The 17789-nt window shown below is 62.6% G+C and carries 16 protein-coding genes and 1 pseudogene; 13 read left to right on the top strand and 4 right to left on the bottom strand.

Annotated elements, in window-relative coordinates; genetic code table 11:
• Positions 1-50: 50 nt before the first annotated feature.
• From HX899_RS35700 to hflX, 7 genes and pseudogenes are all read left to right on the top strand, one after another.
• Positions 51-155 (top strand): annotated as a pseudogene (locus HX899_RS35700) (helix-turn-helix domain-containing protein); the annotation flags it as partial.
• Between the two features lie 615 nt (positions 156-770).
• The gene (locus tag HX899_RS28485; protein ID WP_138389253.1) at positions 771-1760 is read left to right on the top strand and encodes an aldo/keto reductase; all 990 of its coding nucleotides are present in this window, start codon (positions 771-773) and stop codon (positions 1758-1760) included.
• Positions 1761-2073: 313 nt separating this feature from the next.
• Complete coding sequence (locus HX899_RS28490; RefSeq protein WP_138329570.1) at positions 2074-4344, top strand: PAS domain-containing sensor histidine kinase; 2271 nt, start codon at positions 2074-2076, stop codon at positions 4342-4344.
• Positions 4334-5698: a sigma-54 dependent transcriptional regulator gene (locus HX899_RS28495; protein WP_003559163.1), complete on the top strand. Its 1365-nt coding sequence runs from the start codon at positions 4334-4336 to the stop codon at positions 5696-5698. Before HX899_RS28490 ends, HX899_RS28495 begins: the two co-directional genes overlap by 11 nt.
• A 64-nt stretch (positions 5699-5762) precedes the next feature.
• On the top strand, positions 5763-6626 hold the full coding sequence (locus HX899_RS28500) for a D-amino-acid transaminase (protein ID WP_138329568.1): 864 nt from the start codon (positions 5763-5765) through the stop codon (positions 6624-6626).
• A gap of 112 nt (positions 6627-6738) precedes the next feature.
• A complete protein-coding gene (gene hfq, locus HX899_RS28505) occupies positions 6739-6981 on the top strand; it encodes an RNA chaperone Hfq (RefSeq protein ID WP_003539403.1) in 243 nt (80 codons plus the stop codon).
• Between the two features lie 77 nt (positions 6982-7058).
• Positions 7059-8384, top strand: coding sequence for a GTPase HflX (gene hflX / locus HX899_RS28510; protein WP_012757348.1), 1326 nt, complete (start codon positions 7059-7061; stop codon positions 8382-8384).
• Positions 8385-8565: 181 nt separating this feature from the next.
• Here hflX and mazG read toward each other — a convergent pair whose 3' ends face one another.
• Both mazG and HX899_RS28520 read right to left on the bottom strand, forming a co-directional pair.
• Entirely contained in the window at positions 8566-9411 is an 846-nt protein-coding gene (mazG, locus tag HX899_RS28515; protein WP_171598829.1) for a nucleoside triphosphate pyrophosphohydrolase, read from the bottom strand.
• A gap of 49 nt (positions 9412-9460) precedes the next feature.
• Positions 9461-10048 (bottom strand): deaminase, encoded by a 588-nt coding sequence (locus HX899_RS28520; RefSeq protein ID WP_138329564.1) that lies wholly within the window; start codon positions 10046-10048, stop codon positions 9461-9463.
• A 49-nt stretch (positions 10049-10097) separates the two neighbouring features.
• Here HX899_RS28520 and HX899_RS28525 point away from each other — a divergent pair, with 49 nt between their 5' ends.
• Genes HX899_RS28525 through HX899_RS28550 form a run of 6 tightly spaced genes read left to right on the top strand, consistent with a single transcriptional unit; the run spans position 10098 to position 15523 of the window.
• Positions 10098-10334 carry a hypothetical protein gene (locus tag HX899_RS28525; protein WP_181293946.1) on the top strand — a complete coding sequence of 79 codons (237 nt, stop codon included), beginning with the start codon at positions 10098-10100 and terminating at the stop codon, positions 10332-10334.
• Positions 10318-11754, top strand: a complete 1437-nt coding sequence (gene cysG, locus HX899_RS28530) for a siroheme synthase CysG (protein WP_138329560.1) — start codon at positions 10318-10320, stop codon at positions 11752-11754. Before HX899_RS28525 ends, cysG begins: the two co-directional genes overlap by 17 nt.
• Before the next feature lie 2 nt (positions 11755-11756).
• Positions 11757-12071, top strand: coding sequence for a DUF2849 domain-containing protein (locus tag HX899_RS28535; protein ID WP_181293947.1), 315 nt, complete (start codon positions 11757-11759; stop codon positions 12069-12071).
• Positions 12072-12079: 8 nt separating this feature from the next.
• On the top strand, positions 12080-13750 hold the full coding sequence (locus HX899_RS28540) for a nitrite/sulfite reductase (protein WP_181293948.1): 1671 nt from the start codon (positions 12080-12082) through the stop codon (positions 13748-13750).
• Between the two features lie 10 nt (positions 13751-13760).
• Complete coding sequence (locus HX899_RS28545) at positions 13761-14273, top strand: DUF934 domain-containing protein (protein ID WP_138329556.1); 513 nt, start codon at positions 13761-13763, stop codon at positions 14271-14273.
• Between the two features lie 38 nt (positions 14274-14311).
• Positions 14312-15523 carry a UbiH/UbiF family hydroxylase gene (locus HX899_RS28550; RefSeq protein ID WP_181293949.1) on the top strand — a complete coding sequence of 404 codons (1212 nt, stop codon included), beginning with the start codon at positions 14312-14314 and terminating at the stop codon, positions 15521-15523.
• On the opposite strand, the gene HX899_RS28555 is transcribed toward HX899_RS28550, so the two are convergent.
• Both HX899_RS28555 and HX899_RS28560 read right to left on the bottom strand, forming a co-directional pair.
• The gene (locus HX899_RS28555) at positions 15491-16453 is read right to left on the bottom strand and encodes an AEC family transporter (RefSeq protein WP_181293950.1); all 963 of its coding nucleotides are present in this window, start codon (positions 16451-16453) and stop codon (positions 15491-15493) included. The genes HX899_RS28550 and HX899_RS28555 overlap by 33 nt on opposite strands.
• A 220-nt stretch (positions 16454-16673) precedes the next feature.
• Complete coding sequence (locus HX899_RS28560) at positions 16674-17609, bottom strand: MBL fold metallo-hydrolase (RefSeq protein ID WP_181293951.1); 936 nt, start codon at positions 17607-17609, stop codon at positions 16674-16676.
• Positions 17610-17789 lie beyond the last annotated feature (180 nt).

Genomic DNA, 17789 nt, shown 5'->3' on the forward strand with positions numbered 1-17789 from the left:
ATTGAACCAGCTTTTGTCGAGGCGCGAGCGGATGACGTACGGCCGTTAAGAACCAGATCAAGGCGGCCGATCTTCTCGGTCTCAACCGCAACACCTTGCGCAAGAAGATCAGGGAACTTGGCGTCTCGGTCTACAGGAGTTCCCGCACCGCCTGAGCGTGTTCGGGGGGCGCGATAAAAAAGAAGGCGGCGGGCCCTCATGTTGCCCACCGCCCACCCCTCCCGGCGTCCGCCGCCACGGTCGGGAGGAGAGGTGAGCCTATCTGAGCGAAGTCGCGGTTTATATCCAAGCAGACAAACAAAAATGCGGTGTCATTCAACAGTCACATAAGCATTTGTGAGGAGTGATTTGACGCCAGGCGAATGTCATTGAAGTTGCTGCGGTCGTCGTCGCCGTGCCTGTGGATAAGCTGTGGATATCCGGTGGACGACAGGATCAATCAGCGGTCGATAATGTCGCAGATTCCAATCGCATGTTGCCTATCCGTTCCGAATCTCATCATTCTGCCGTTGCTGCCGTCGACCTCCGCCGCAAACGTCGTCGATCGCATGCCACGGGCGCTCCGACTGATGTCGTGGAGCGCCCATTTTCTTTACGGTCGGGGGCTGACGGGAACTGCGACATCTTGTTCTATGCCGGTGAACTTGGCGGGCTGAGCCTCGCATATCGTTGCGCATGCCATAGATTACGCGAATCGGTCGTCGATCAATCGGGCGACGCCGACCCCGGTGACAGGCCGGTACATATTCATAATTTGCGGGAGTTGCATGATGGAATATCGACGTTTGGGAAAGTCGGGCCTGAAAGTGAGCGAGTTCTCCTTCGGCTCATGGGTGACGTTCGGCAAGCAGGTCAATGGAGGCGACGCCGTCGACCTCATGAAGCTTGCCTATGACAACGGGGTGAACTTCTTCGACAATGCCGAAGGATATGAAAGCGGCAAATCCGAGATCGTGATGGGCGAGGCGCTCAGCAGGCTCGGCTGGAGTCGTGACAGCTTCGTCGTCTCCAGCAAGGTCTTCTGGGGAGGCCAGAAGCCGACGCAGCGCGGCCTGTCGCGCAAGCATGTGACCGACGCCTGCCACGCAGCACTCAAGCGGCTTCAGGTCGACTACCTCGACCTTTACTTCTGCCACCGCCCGGATATCGACACGCCGATCGAGGAAACGGTCCGGGCGATGCACGATCTCGTCGCCCAGGGCAAGGTGCTCTATTGGGGCACGTCGGAATGGTCGGCGCAGCAGTTGACGGAAGCCTACGCCGTTGCCCGCGACCTGCGCATCACGCCGCCGACCATGGAGCAGCCGCAGTACAACATCTTCGAACGCCAGAAGGTCGAGTCTGACTATCTGCCGCTGTATGACCTGATCGGCCTTGGCACCACGATCTGGTCACCGCTCGCCTCGGGCGTCCTGACCGGCAAATACAATGACGGCGTGCCGGCCGACAGCCGTATGAACCTGCCGGGCTATGAATGGCTGAAGGAAAAATGGTCCAGCGATGCCGGCCGCGCCCAGCTCAAACAAGTCGGCGAGCTTGCAAAGCTGGCGGACGAGATCGGGATATCGATCACGCATCTCGCCCTTTTGTGGTGCCTCGCCAACCGCAACGTCTCGACCGTCATTCTTGGAGCGTCGCGCGCCAGCCAGCTGCAGGACAATCTCGCAGCCCTCTCACACCGAGAGAAGATGACGTCTGACGTGCTGGACCGGATCGACACGATCGTCGGAAATAAACCGGAAGGACCACGTCGCTTCTAAAGCATGTCGCGCGATAACGACATGCGTAAAAACAAAGACCTAAAGCGCGAGGAGCGATCTGAAAGATTGCGACGCGCTTCAGGTGAAACAACTTCCCTCGACGGGTCAGATTAAGGCTCGCCGAGGGAAGCACGGCTTGACAATGTGACGACACGCGTTGCATTTTCGCCACAATGCGTTGCTTAAAGGTCACGCAAGGGTTTTGGACATTCGCTCCCGATCGAGTCGTTACGGCGCTGGCTTTTTTAAGCCGGCGTTGCTTGGTTTTCGATCGGATGGCGAGGGCGGCGGGTGCCGCCTGAAGAGAGGCCGAATGACGCAGGATGGGGTATCGCCGGCGGCGGCGGGCGAGACGGTGACGACGGTGACCGACCGCCGCGCCCTTTTTGCCGTGCCCGGCCTCGTGCTCGCCGGCGGCGCGCTTCTCTGCGCCACGGCGACGTTGTTCGTGCTGCTCGGTCTGACGCCGATCGCCCCGACCTCGCATGTCGTCATCACCTCGGTGATCGTCAATTCCTTCTTTGTCCTGACGCTGCTCGCCTTGATCGGCCGCGAGGTGGCAAGGCTGCTCAAGGCGCGCACCCGCGGCCGTGCGGCAGCCCGCCTGCATATCCGCATCGTCGTGCTCTTTTCGATCGTGGCGATCACGCCGGCGATCCTCGTCGCCATCTTTGCCAGCATCACGCTGAATGCCGGTCTTGACCGCTGGTTTGCCCTGCGCACCCAGTCGATCGTCAGCTCGTCGCGCAATATCGGCCAGGCTTATATGATGGAGAATGCCAGCTACCTGCAGGGGCAGACGGTCTCCATGGCCAACGACCTGGAGCGCAACCGCGCGCTCTACAGCCTCGACAGGACGGGTTTTGCCGACCTGATGACCCGCCAGGCGAGGGGGCGCGGCCTGCTCGGCGCCTTCCTCGTGGAGCGCGACGGCTCGGTGATCGTCCAGGCCGATATCGCCACCGAAAAGCCGCTGCCGGCCATTCCGCAGGACGCATTGGAAAAGGCCGCCGCCGGCCAGCCGACGCTGATCCCGCCCGGCGTTACCAATCTCGTCGGCGCCATCATCAAGCTCGACGCCATCCAGGGCACCTTCCTCTATACGGTGCGCGCCGTTGATCCCAAGGTCATGGGCGCCATGCGGATGATGGAGGAGAACGCCACCGAATACCGCTCGATGGAGGCCAACCGCTTCTCGCTGCAGGTCGCCTTTGCCGTGCTCTATATCGGCTTCGCGCTGATCGTGCTCCTGGCGGCGATCTGGACCGCAATCGCCGTCGCCGACCGCATCGTCCGGCCGATCCGCCTGCTGATCACCGCCGCCGACAGCGTTGCATCGGGCAATATGGATATCGTCGTGCCGGTGCATGCCGTCGATGGCGACGTCGCCAATCTCTCGCGCACCTTCAACAAGATGATCTCGGAAATCCGCACCCAGCGCGACGAGATCCTCGAGGCCAAGGACGAGGTCGATGACCGCCGTCGCTTCATCGAGGCGGTGCTGTCGGGCGTCACCGCCGCCGTCATCGGCGTCGAGCAGGACCGCCGCATCGCCATCGTCAATAGTTCGGCCGAAACGCTGATGTCGCTGTCGGCCGACGAGATGCTCGGAAAGCAGCTGGTCGACATCGCGCCAGAGGTCGATCACGTGCTGACCGAGGCGGCGGTGCGTTATCGCGGCGATTTCCGCAAGCAGATCGCCCTCGTGCGCGGCGGTACGGTGAGGACGCTGAGCGTGCAGGTTACCCGCGAGGAAGTGCGCGACATGAGCGAATCCTACGTGATCACGCTCGACGACATCACCGATCTCGTCATCGCCCAGCGCTCGACCGCCTGGGGCGACGTGGCAAGGCGCATCGCCCATGAGATCAAGAACCCGCTGACGCCGATCCAGCTTTCCGCCGAGCGCATCCAGCGCCGCTACGGCAAGCAGATCGACCCGGGTGACCGGACCGTCTTCGACCAGTGCACGGATACCATCATCCGCCAAGTCGGCGATATCGGCCGCATGGTCGACGAATTCTCCGCCTTTGCCCGCATGCCGAAGCCGACCAAGGAGCCGAGCGACCTGCGCAATATCCTGCGCGACGCGATCTTCCTGCGTGAGATGGGCAACCATCACGTCACCTTCGAGCAGGATTTCGGCGACCAGCCGCTGGAGGGCCTGTTCGACAGCCGCATGCTCGGCCAGGCCTTCGGAAATCTCATCAAGAATGCCGTCGAATCGATCGAGGCCGTTCCGAGCGACGAGCGGGACGAACGCAAGATTCTCGTCCGCGCCGCACTCGATACCGGCCGCGACCGCTTCACCGTCGACGTGATCGACAATGGCCGCGGCCTGCCGGTGGAGAACCGCCACAGCATTCTGGAACCCTATATGACGATGCGCGAGAAGGGCACCGGCCTCGGCCTCGCCATCGTCAAGAAGATCATCGAGGAACATGGCGGGCAGCTCGAGCTGCATGATGCGCCCGCCGATTTTGACCGGGGAAGAGGAGCCATGATCCGCGTGCATCTGCCACGCCTGGATCCGACGTCTTCTGCCCCCGCAGCCAATGACAAGGAAAGCGTTTATGGCCTCTGATATTCTCGTCGTCGACGATGAGCACGATATTCGCGAGATCGTTTCCGGCATTCTCTCGGATGAAGGGCACGAGACGCGCACGGCCCACGACAGCGACAGCGCACTGGCGGCGATTTCCGATCGCGTGCCGCGGCTGATCTTCCTCGATATCTGGATGCAGGGCAGCAAGCTCGATGGTCTGTCACTGCTCGACGAGATCAGGACCCGCCATCCGGAATTGCCCGTCGTGATGATATCAGGCCATGGCAACATCGAGACCGCCGTCTCGGCGATCAAGCGCGGCGCCTTCGATTTCATCGAAAAGCCCTTCAAGGCCGACCGGCTGATCCTGATCGCCGAACGCGCGCTGGAGAATTCGAAGCTGAAGCGCGAGGTCTCAGATCTGAAGCGCCGCACCGGGGACGCGCTGGAGCTGATCGGCACATCGGTTGCCGTTTCGCAGCTGCGCCAGACGATCGAGAAGGTTGCACCGACCAACAGCCGCATCATGATCCTCGGCGCGTCGGGCTCCGGCAAGGAGCTGGTGGCGCGGATGATCCACAAGAAGTCGGCTCGCGCCAACGGCCCCTTCGTTGCGATCAACGCCGCCAACATCACGCCCGAACGCATGGAAGTGGCGCTGTTCGGCACCGAGGGCACGCCCGGCCAGGCGCGCAAGATCGGCGCGCTCGAGGAAGCCCATCGCGGCATCCTCTATCTCGACGAAGTCGGCGAAATGCCGCGCGAGACGCAGAACAAGATCCTCCGCGTCCTGGTCGACCAGCAGTTCGAGCGGGTCGGCGGTTCCAAGCGTGTCAAGGTCGATGTTCGCATCATCTCCTCGACGGCCTATAATCTCGAGAGCCGCATCGCCGAGGGCTGGTTCCGCGAGGATCTCTACCATCGCCTTGCCGTCGTGCCGGTGCGTGTGCCCGCACTTGCCGAACGGCGCGAGGACATTCCCTTCCTTGTCGACCAGCTGATGCGCCAGATTTCCGAGCAGGCCGGCATCCGTCCGCGCCGCATCGGCGACGACGCCATGGCCGTGCTGCAGGCGCATGATTGGCCCGGCAACATCCGTCAGCTGCGCAACAATATCGAGCGGCTGATGATCCTTGCCCGCACCGACGGCCCGGATGCGCCGATCACCGCCGACATGCTGCCGACCGATCTCGGCGACATGCTGCCGAAGGTGTCCGCCAAGAACGACTATCACATCATGACGTTGCCGCTGCGCGAAGCCCGCGAGATGTTCGAGAAGGACTATCTGATCGCCCAGATCAACCGCTTCGGCGGCAATATCTCGCGCACCGCGGAATTCGTCGGCATGGAGCGTTCGGCGCTGCACCGCAAGCTGAAGTCGCTCGGCGTCTGATCGTTTCCGGCGCGGCCGACCCCGCGCCGCCGCCTATATTGCTTCCCGGAAGACCAGGTTTCCCATGCCGAGAATTGCCTATGTGAATGGCCGTTACGTCAAGCATTCCGATGCCAGCGTGCATATCGAGGATCGCGGCTACCAGTTTGCCGATGGCGTCTACGAGGTCTGCGAAGTGCGCCACGGCTATATCGTCGACCTCACGCGCCATCTGAACCGTCTCGACCGTTCGCTTAGTGAGTTGCGCATCGCCTGGCCGATGGGCCGGGCGGCGCTGACGCAGGTCATTCGCGAGACGCTGCGCCGCAACCATGTCCGCAACGGGCTTTTCTACATGCAGGTGACACGCGGCGTCGCCCGCCGCGATCACGTCTTTCCGGCCGAGGGAACGCCGCCCTCACTCGTGATCACCGCCAAGAGCACCGATGCCAGGATCATCGCCGCCAAGAACGCCAACGGCATCAAGGCTATCACCCTTGTCGACAATCGCTGGGACCGCGTCGATATCAAGTCCGTCGGCCTGCTGCCGAATGCCATGGCCCGCCAGCAGGCCAAGGAGGCCGGCGCCCAGGAAGCGATCTATGTCGACGGCGACGGCATGGTGAAGGAAGGGGCGGCGACCAATGTCTGGATCGTTGATCCGGACGGAACGCTGGTCACACGCCCGGCCGAACACGGCATTCTGCGCGGCATTACCCGCACCACTCTGATCGATGTCGGAGCCAAGCTGGGGTTGACGATCGCCGAGCGGAACTTCTCCGTTTCGGAGATGCTCGCAGCCCGCGAGGTCTTCCTCACTGCAGCCACAAGCATTTGTTTTCCGGTCGTTTCCGTCGATGGCCAGGCCATTGCCAACGGCCATCCGGGCAGCGTTTCGCAGAAAGTCCGCGAGGCCTTTTTCGACGTTGCGGAAAAGATTGCGATTTGATACCAAGATTTGCTGGACAGGTGGAATGAGGATGCCACCGGTCTTTGCATGGTGAGGTTGATTGATATTCTACCGGCCAGATCAGGTCGGCAATAAAGAAAGAAGCGGCGCGATGGCGGAACGTTCTCAGAATCTTCAGGACTTATTTCTCAATACTGTTCGCAAGCAAAAGATTTCCCTGACAATCTTTCTGATCAACGGCGTGAAACTCACGGGCGTTGTTACGTCTTTTGACAATTTCTGTGTTCTTCTTCGCCGTGACGGCCATTCGCAGCTCGTGTATAAGCATGCGATCTCGACGATCATGCCGGGCCAGCCCATGCAGATGTTCGAGAGCGAAGAAGCAGCGTCCTAACAGGATCAGCCGTCATTTCGACACGCGATACCAAGAACGATTCGATCATCCCTGAGGCCGCCAAGCACAGGGACGACATGCGCGCGACTGTCGTCGTGCCGGTTCTGAAATCGCGCAGTCGCGGCGGCCAGGGCGAATCGGCCTCGACCCGCACACCGGAAAGCCGGCTCGAAGAGGCGACGGGCCTTGCCCAGGCGATCGACCTCGATGTCGTCAACGGCTCTATCGTCCCGGTCAACGATCCGAGACCGGCCACACTGCTCGGCACCGGCAAGATCGAGGAGATCAAGGCGCTGCTCGACGAGCGCGATTCCGGGCTCGTCATCGTCGATCATCCGTTGACGCCGGTGCAGCAGCGCAACCTCGAAAAGGTATGGAACGCCAAGGTCATCGACCGGACGGGCCTCATCCTCGAAATCTTCGGCCGCCGCGCCTCCACCAAGGAAGGCACGCTGCAGGTCGATCTCGCCCATCTGAATTATCAGAAGGGCCGTCTGGTGCGAAGCTGGACCCACCTTGAACGCCAGCGCGGCGGCGGCGGCTTCATGGGCGGCCCCGGCGAAACCCAGATCGAAGCCGACCGGCGGATGCTGCAGGACCGCATCATCAAGCTTGAACGCGAGCTGGAGCAGGTCGTGCGCACCCGCCAGCTCCACCGCGCCAAGCGCCGCAAGGTGCCGCATCCGATCGTGGCGCTGGTCGGCTACACCAATGCCGGCAAGTCGACGCTGTTCAACCGTATCACCGGCGCCGGCGTGCTGGCTGAAGACATGCTCTTTGCCACGCTCGACCCGACGCTTCGGCGCATGAAACTGCCGCACGGCCGCACCGTCATCCTGTCCGACACCGTCGGCTTCATCTCCGACCTGCCGACCCATCTGGTCGCCGCCTTCCGGGCGACGCTGGAAGAGGTGCTGGAAGCCGATCTCATCCTGCATGTCCGCGATATGTCCGATGCCGACAACCAGGCGCAGAGCTCCGACGTGATGCGCATCCTGAACGATCTCGGCATCGACGAGGCCGAAGCCGAAAAGCGTCTGATCGAGGTCTGGAACAAGATCGACCGGCTGGAGCCCGAGGTGCACGACACCATGGTGCAGAAATCGGCCGGCGCCAGCAACGTGGTGGCGGTTTCCGCCGTCAGCGGCGAGGGCGTCGATACGCTGATGGAAGAGATCAGCCGCAGGCTGTCCGGCGTAATGACCGTGGCGACGATCCGCCTTCCGGTCGACAAGCTGGCGCTGCTGCCCTGGCTTTACGATCACGCGATCGTCGACGGCCGTGAGGACAATGAAGACGGCACGATCACCCTCGATCTGCGCCTGTCCGAAACCGAGGCGACCGAACTCGAGCGCCGCATCGGCAATGGCCAGAAGTCTTCAAAGGAAGATTGGGAGCGGTAAGGTCGGCGAGACCAGCCCCTCATCCGGCTGCCGCCACCTTCTCCCCGTAAACGGGGCGAAGGGACAAGCCGCAATGTCTCGGCTCCCGCGCATTTCTGGTATGGCACGTCCCCTCTACCCGTTTACGGGGAGAGGGTTAGGGTGAGGGGCAGCCATCTGCACGAACCGGACAGGCGATAACTCACTCAGCCCCCGACGTCACAGCCCGCTCGATCGCCTTCGCCGCCTGCCAGATTTCCTCCATCCGCTCCAGCGTCGCGTCTTTCAGCGTCTCGCCTTCTGCTTCAAGAACCTGTTCTATATGGCTGAACCGACGACGGAATTTCGTATTCGTACCGCGCACTGCCTGTTCCGGATCCGCCTTGACATGCCGGCCGATATTAACGACCGCGAAGATCAGGTCGCCGAGTTCGTCGCTGACCTTTGCCTGATCGCCTTCGCGAAGGGCTGCCCGCAATTCGCCGATCTCCTCCTCGATCTTGTCGAGGATCGGCTCCGGCGCTGACCAATCGAAGCCGACCTTGGCTGCGCGTTCCTGCAGCTTCAGGGCTTCCGTCAAGGCCGGGAAGCTGCGCTGCACGGAGCCGAGGAAGCCGCTGTTGAAGTCCTCGGTGATGCCGCGCCGTGACCGCCGCTCGGCGCGCTCGCGTTTCTCCGCCTGCTTGATCTCGTCCCATTGTATCTTCACCGCGTCCGGTGTATCCGCCGCCGAGCGGGCAAAGACGTGCGGGTGGCGGCGGATCATCTTGGCGGTGATGGCGTTGACCACGTCGCCGAAGGAAAATTCGCCGGCCTCCTCGGCCATGCGGGCGTGAAAGACCACCTGCAGCAGCAGGTCGCCCAGCTCGTCGCAGAGATCGTCCATATCGCCGCGCTCGATCGCATCGGAGACCTCATAGGCCTCCTCGATCGTATAGGGCTTGATCGTCTCGAAGTTCTGCACGATGTCCCAGGGGCAGCCGGTTTCGGGATGGCGCAGCGCCGCCATGATCTCGATCAGCCGCGAAATGTCTTTGGAAGGTTCCATGTTGCCTCGGTTCAGCGGGCTTCAGTTCGGTGGGCCAGTTCAGCGGCCCTCAATTCAGGGGAATATCGTTGGCGCTCTTCGACGATTGGTAGCTGGACGACAGCGCGTCGTAGCGCGCCTTGATGCCGGCGGTCTGCGTCTTCAGCGCGGTCTTCAGCTGAGCCTCTTCGGTCTCGACAAGATCGGCGATGGCAAAGCTGTTCCAGAAGGCGTTTTGCCTGCGGTAGCCGCCGGGTTCAAGCCCGAAGACCTCCTTCAGGATCTTCAGGTCGTGCGGAATGGCGAAGGCGTCGCGCGAATCCTCATGGCTGAAAAAATAGTAGAAATTGTCGAAGCCGGCCCAGGTGATCGCCGACATGCACATGGTGCAGGGTTCGTGCGTCGACAGGAAGATCAGATCCTTGGTCGGCGGCTTGTCGCCAAGCTCGTAGAAACGCTTCAGCGTATGCACTTCGCCGTGCCAGAGCGGATTTTCCAGCTCGTTATTGGTCTCGGCGACGACGAGCGAAAGATCGGATTTCCTTAAGATCGCCGCACCGAACACCTTGTTGCCAAGCGAAACGCCACGCTCCGTCAGCGGCAGGATATCGTCTTCCATGACCTGAAGCAGGCGGGAGGCAATGGTCTTATCAGGCATGAGGACACTCCAGTTTTCCTCAGTCTATCGCCTTGGCGGCGCGAGTGAAATGCGTCAAGCACCGGTGGACGTCTTTTGTCACAGGCTTTATACTGCACCGCAGCAAGCGGGCTGGGGAATATGCGGCTTTTTGGCCGCACGGGTGACTTTTCTCAAATCACTGACAGCACGAGCAAAAGAATACCTGCTTGCTTGGGCTTTCGAATTTCTGTTCCTTCAATCCCTTGTCGATCAAGGGCATATTCCGGCAACCTCGAAGTGGATTGATGATGCCTTCCAAGACTGAACAGCTTTCGGTATTTCCCGCCTTCTTCCGCGTGGAAGGCCAGAAGACGGCTGTCTTCGGCAATGGTGACGAAGCGTTCGCCAAGGTGCGGCTGCTGCTGAACACAAAGGCGCGGATTGTCGCCTATGCCGACCGGCCGGAAGCCGATTACCACGCTTTCCTGATCGCCAACCGGATCGAGACCGTGCGCGCTGCCTTCTCAGCCGAACAGGCCGAGGGTTCAGCGCTCGTTTTCGCCGCAACCGGCAATGAAGCTGATGACCGCAGCATCGTCGATGCCGCCCGCGCTGCCAGAATTCCGGCCAATGCCGTCGATCAGCCCGATTACTGCGATTTCTTCACGCCGGCGCTGGTCAACCGCGCGCCCGTCGCCGTTGCGATCGGCACCGAAGGGGCAGGGCCGGTTCTGGCGCAGATGATCCGCGCGCAGATCGACCAGCTTCTTTCGCCCTCGCTCGGCCGCCTTGCCGGGCTGGCGACGAGCTACCGCAAGGCTGTCGAACAACTGATTCCCAGAGGCGTCTCCCGCCGGGTCTTCTGGCGCCGCTTCTTTTCCGGTGCCGTTGCCGATGCGGTCGCCAACGGCAACCTGCCGCAGGCCCGCCATGCCGCCGACCGGCTGCTGCACGCGATGGACAAGGTCGCCGGCCACGTCTGGCTGGTCGGCGCCGGTCCGGGTGCCGAGGATCTGCTGACGCTGCGCGCTCAGCGCGTGATGATGGAAGCCGACGTCATCGTCTATGACGCGCTGGTGCCGCAGGCGATCGTCGATATGGGCCGCCGCGATGCCGAGCGGCTTTCTGTCGGCAAGCGCAAGGGCTGCCACTCGAAGTCCCAGGAAGAAATCAACGACCTGCTGGTCGAGCTCGGCCGCCAGGGCAAGCGTGTCGTCCGTCTGAAATCCGGCGATCCGCTGGTCTACGGCCGGGCAGGGGAAGAGATGGCCGCACTGCGTGCTGCCGGTATCACCTATGAGGTCGTGCCTGGCATCACCTCGGCTTTCGCCGCCGCTGCCGATTTCGAGCTGCCGCTGACGCTGCGCGGCGTCGCCTCCTCGCTGGTCTTCACCACCGGCCATGATCTCACAGGCGACGTGCTGCCCGATTGGGCAAGCCTTGCCGTTTCCGGCGCGACGATCGCCGTCTATATGGGCCGCACGGTTGCCGCCTCCGTCGCCGAGCGGCTGATGCAGGCGGGCATCCCCGCCGAAACCACCGTTGCCGTCATCGAAAATGCCAGCCGCGCAGATCGCCGCCTGCTGCATGGCACGCTCGCCGATCTGCCCGATCTGCAGCACCGCGACGAGTTGACAGGGCCTGTTATGGTCATCATCGGCGATGCGGTCGCCGGCGCCAATTTCGAACTGTCCGAGCCACTGGTGCGCGCAAACGCCCGGCTCGAGGAACTTGCAAGGAGCTGAATATGGGTGACAAGGTTCTGACCGCCAACCGGCTGACGGACGGCATTGCCGTCTGGCTGGATGCGAACGGCAAGTGGTCCACCTCGTTGCAGGAGGCGCTCGTTGCCCGTCATGCCGAGGCCGTTGCGGCGCTGGAGGCGGTCGGCAAGAAATCCTATGCCGACAACGAGGTCGTTGACGTCGCCGTCGTCGACGTTCAGGAAACCAACGGCATTCTCTGGCCGCTTCGCCTTCGTGAGCGCATCCGCGCACAGGGCCCGACCATGGAATATGCCCCGGGCTACGCTCCTGCCGATCCCGAATTCATTGCAGTCTGAGGAAGACGATGTACCGTTACGACGAATTTGACCATGCCTTTGTTACCGAGCGCGTCGAGCAGTTTCGCGATCAGGTCCAGCGCCGCCTTTCCGGCGAGCTCGCCGAGGACGCGTTCAAGCCGCTGCGCCTGATGAACGGCGTCTACCTGCAGCTCCACGCCTACATGCTGCGCATCGCCATTCCCTATGGCACGCTGAGCTCGCGCCAGCTGCGCATGCTCGCCCATATCGCCCGGACCTATGACCGCGGCTATGGCCACTTCACCACGCGCCAGAACCTGCAGTTCAACTGGCCGAAGCTGTCGGATATTCCAGATGCGCTGGCAGACCTCGCGAGCGTCGAAATGCATGCCCTGCAGACCTCGGGCAACTGCATCAGAAACGTCACCGCCGATCACTTCGCCGGTGCTGCCGCCGATGAGATCGCCGATCCGCGTCCTTACGCTGAAATCCTGCGCCAGTGGTCGTCGGTCCACCCGGAATTCTCCTTCCTGCCGCGCAAGTTCAAGATCGCCGTCACCGGCGCCGAGCGTGACCGCGCCGCAATCCAGGTCCATGATATCGGCCTGCACGTGAAGACGAACGACAAGGGCGAGATCGGCTTTGCCGTCTATGTCGGCGGCGGCCAGGGCCGTACGCCGATGATCGCCAAGCTGATCCGCGACTTCCTGCCTGAAGAAGACTTGCTCTCCTACACCACGGCCATCGTGCGCGTGTACAATCTGCACGGCCGCCGCGACAACAAATACAAGGCCCGCATCAAGATCCTGGTGCACGAAACCGGCACCGAGGAGCTGACGCGCCAGGTGGAAGCCGAATTCGCCGCTCTGAAGGATACCGAGCTCAAGCTGCCGGAAAAGGACGTCCAGTCGATCGCTGCCTATTTCGCGCCGCCTGAGCTGCCCCAGCGCGCCGAAGGCTGGGAAAACCTCGCCCGCTGGAAGAAGGCCGATTCCGGTTTCTCCCGCTGGGTCCAGCAGAACGTGCAGCCGCACAAGAACCCCGATTACGGCATGGTGACGATCTCGCTGAAGCCGATCGGCGGCATTCCGGGCGATGCCTCGGATGCGCAGATGGATGCGATCGCCGATCTTGCCGAGGAATATGCCTTCGACGAAATCCGCGTCAGCCATGAGCAGAACCTCATCCTGCCGCATGTGGCGCTTGCCGATCTCGAAGCCGTCTATCGCGGCCTCGTCGCCATCAATCTTGGCGAAGCCAATGCCGGCCTGATCACCGATATCATTGCCTGTCCTGGGCTGGACTACTGTGCGCTCGCCAATGCGCGCTCCATTCCGCTGGCGCAGGAAATCTCCCGCCGCTTCGGCGATGCCGAACGCCAGGCCGAGATCGGTGAGCTGAAGATCAAGATCTCCGGCTGCATCAATGCCTGCGGCCATCACCATGTCGGCCATATCGGCCTGCTTGGTGTCGAGAAGAAGGGCGCCGAACTCTACCAGATCACCCTCGGCGGCTCCGGCGACGAACATACCTCGATCGGCGAAATCATCGGCCGCGGCTTCGAGCCGGACCGGGTGACGGACGCGATCGAGACGATCGTCGACACCTATCTCGGCCTGCGCCTCGATCATTCCGAGAACTTCCTCGCCGCCTATCGCCGCGTCGGACCGCAGCCTTTCAAGACCGCGCTCTACGGCTCGGCCGCCGAAGCGGCATAAGGAGGGGATGATGACGAAGATCTGGAGAGAAACCGGTTTTGTCGAAAACGATCCCTGGGTGATCGAAACCGACGAGGTGAAGGCGACCGAGGAGCAGAAGCCGCTGCTCGGTCTCGACGAATTGATCGCCAGGGCCGACGAAAGCAACGATGTCGGCCTCGGCGTGCTGATCAAGCCGGCCGACGACGTGCGCCGGCTGGAGCCCTATCTCGATCGCCTCGAAATTGTCGCTGTCGCCTTTCCGGCTTTCAACGACGGCCGCGCCTTCAGCCATGCCTCGCTGCTCCGCCAGCGCCTCGGCTACATCAATGAGCTGCGTGCCGTCGGCGACGTGCTGATCGATCAGGTGCCGCTGATGCTGCGCGTCGGCATCGACAGCTTTTCCGTCACCAACGCCACGGCGCTGAAGCGGCTTTCCGAAAACCGTCTTCCCGCCATTCCCCATCATTATCAGCCGGCGGTGCGTGACGCCGACGCCGGCAAGGGCTATAGTTGGCGCCGTCAGGCGAAGCCGGCCGCATAAGCGGCTGGTCAGCCGTTTTACCTTGACGGAACGGTAGCATGAAGAGATTCGAAGTGGCGGTGATCGGTGGCGGTCTCGCCGGCATGATCGCCGCAATCGCGCTGGCGCGCGGCGGTCGCAATGTCGCGCTGGTGGCACCCCTCGCTCCGAAGGAGGATCGGCGCACCACGGCGCTGATGGATCAATCGATCCGCTTCCTCGACCGCCTGGCGCTCTGGGAAAAGCTCCGCCCCGCAGCCGCCCCTCTCACCAGCATGCGCATCGTCGACGGTACCGATCGGCTGCTGCGCGCCCCGACCACGACTTTCCGTGCGGCCGAGGTCGGCCTCGATGCCTTTGGCTACAATTTCCCCAACAGGGCGCTGACCGGCATTCTCGAAGAAGCTGCCGCCGGCGAGGGCAATATCACCCGTTTCAGCGATATGGCCGAATCGATCGACATATCGGCCGAGGCTGTCTCGATTACGCTGACCGGCGGCGAGACGCTTTCAGCCGATTTTGCCGTCGGCGCCGATGGCCGCGGCTCGAAGCTGCGCGAGACCTCAGGCATCACCGTGCGCAACTGGTCCTATCCGCAATCGGCCATGGTGCTGAATTTCGCCCATTCGCTGCCGCACCAGAATATCTCGACCGAATTCCACACCAAACATGGCCCCTTCACCCAGGTTCCGCTGCCGGGAAGCCGCTCCAGCCTGGTCTGGGTGCAGGATCCGGCCGAGGCGGCGAGCCGGATGGAATTGCCGCTTGCCGATCTCAGCGCCCTTGTCGAGGCGCGCATGCAATCCATGCTCGGCAAGGTTGATGTCGAAGAGGGCGTCCAGGTCTGGCCGCTCTCCGGCATGATGGCGCATCGTTTCGGCAAGGGACGGATCGCGCTGATCGGCGAGGCCGCCCATGTCTTCCCGCCGATCGGGGCGCAGGGGCTGAACCTCAGCCTGCGCGATATCATGGCGCTTGCCGATATCCTGTGCGACAGGGCGGAATTGCCGGTGCCGGCCGATGCCGGCGAAAGCTTCGACCGCAGGCGCCGCGCCGACATCATGACGCGCACGGCAAGCGTCGATATCCTCAACCGCTCGCTGCTTTCGGATTTCCTGCCCGTCCAGATGCTGCGGGCCGCCGGCCTGCATATCCTCTCGTCCATACACCCGCTGCGCAACATCGTCATGCGCGAGGGCATCGAGCCCGGCCGCGGCTTTCGCGATATTCCGGATGCGCTACGGGAAAAGCTGAAGCGGAAGAAGGCCTGATCGGATCACGATCAGCCAGAGCGAGACAGTCACCACCGAAAACACGGTGGTGATCAGGATCGTCGCCGAGGCACGCTCCTGCCAGACGCCATATTGCTGGCCGATGACGAAGACATTGGTCGCCGTCGGCAGTGAGGCAAGCAGCACGGCCGCCTGGATCCAGACCGGCTCGAAACCACCAACCGCTGTCAGCGCAATGAAAACCGCGATCGGATGCAGGATCAGCTTCGCCGGCACGATATAGGAGATCTCAGCCGGGATCCGTTTCAGCGGCCGGAGCGCCAGCGTCACGCCCATGGCAAAGAGCGCGCAGGGAGCTGCCGCCTGGGCGAGATAGTCGACCAAGCGCTGAAACGCCGTCGGCTGGTCGATGTGCAAGGCGGCCACAGCAAAGCCCAGCGCCGTCGACAGGATGAAGGGATGCAGCGCGACCTTCCGCACGATATCGGCGGCGAGTTGGCCTGTTGAACGCTTGTCGTCGCCGGCCGCGGCCATCAGCGCCGGCGCCACGATGAAATGCAGCGCGTTCTCGAAGCAGATGATCAGCGCCACCGGCACGGCCGCGCCTTCGCCGAGCGCCAAGAGTGCCAAGCCCGGCCCCATATATCCGATATTGCCATAGGCGCCGGCAAAGGACTGGATGGTGCAATCGGCCTGCGAATTGCCGCGCACGACGCGGCCGATGACGAAAAGCAGGATGAAGACCGCATAGGTCGCCGCGATATCGGTGACGATGAAATCGACCCGCGTCAGCTCCTCGATCGGCGTACGCGAGACGAGCTTGAAGAACAGAGCGGGCAGGGCGGCATAGATGATGAAGGTATTCAGCCAGCCGAGCGCTTCGGACGGCTGCTTCGTCGCCTTGGCGGCGATGTAACCGATCAGGATCAGGCCGAAGAACGGCAATAGCAGGCTGACAATATCGGCCAAGAGGTCTTCCAGGGCGCGGGGATGATGGGCGGGTCAGGATCTGACTTAAGCAATTCCAGCAAAAGTGTGTAGCGGTTTTCGTCCGGAATTGCACAGAAACAAGAGCAATTCCGAGTGAAAATGTGTAGTGGTTTAGCGTTCGGAATTGCTCAAAAACAAACCAGTAGAGCGTGGACTCATTCACGCGATGAGCACACGCTCTACGACCCCCAACAAGCGATTAATAGTCCCAGAAGGCCGCCACCCAACGAAAGGCATCGCCGTCGAACGCCACCCGGCCGACGGACGGGAACGGCAGGTGAGTGGCCACCAGCTGCTCGCCGGTCTCCGCCAGCTCCCGCAAAAGACGGATCCGAACGCGCGCCGCCTCCTCGGGGTCATGTTCGAAGCCGTTGAACCAGTCGGGGTGTTCGAACCCCACCGCGAACACGGCGTCGCCGGCAAACATCAGCCGGTCGCCGCCGGACGCCAGGCGGATCACGCTGTGCCCGGGGGTGTGGCCGCCGGTGCGATGGACGACCACGCCCGGCGCCACCTCGTACTCGTCATCGAACAGCCTGAAATGGCTGCGATACTCTTTGGCGAACCGCTTGGCGGTCGCCCGAAGCGCGTCCGGGAACCCCGGCGGCATGGAGACCCGGGAGAAATCGGGCGCCTCCCAGAACTTGACCTCGGCCGCCGCCACGTGGATCCGCAGGTCCGGACGCAGCTGGTCCTTCACCCCGTCGACGAGCAGCCCGCCAATGTGGTCCATATGCATGTGGGTCAGGACCACGTCGGTCACCGACGCAAGATCGATGCCGGCGGCCTCCAGTCGCTTGATCAGCTGCCCGGCCTTCGGCAGGTGCAAGTCCGGGTCGAGCCCCAGCCCGGCGTCGAGGAGTATGGTCTGGTCGCCGCTGCGCACCACGACCACGTTCAGCGCCCAATCCAAGGCGTCCGGCGGCAGGAACATGTCTTTCAGCCAGGCCGCTCGGACGGCGGGATCGATGTTGTGTCCCAGCATCGCGGTTGGGAGCGGTAGCACCCCATCGCTGACCACCAGCACCTCAATCTCGCCGATATTCAGCGCATAGCGCGACGGAACCAACTCGTCGAGCGGGGGTCTACCGGGATGAAATGTGTTTTCCTGGCTCATGCTTGTCTCGAGGCTCATGTCTGTCTCCTTCTGACCGGCCGCCTATGCGCGGCATCGACGACGCTACATGGAGGCGTGTTTGCGATCGATTGGGTCGAGGGATAAGGGCGAGTGGGTCGAGGGACAGGCCGAGCCATACCTCGGCATAGGTGCAGGCCTCGCTTTTTGCTGCCGGCGTGGTGCTGATGGGGGCGGCGT

The organism is Rhizobium sp. WYCCWR 11146 (assembly GCF_013591995.1).
GTDB lineage: Bacteria > Pseudomonadota > Alphaproteobacteria > Rhizobiales > Rhizobiaceae > Rhizobium > Rhizobium indicum.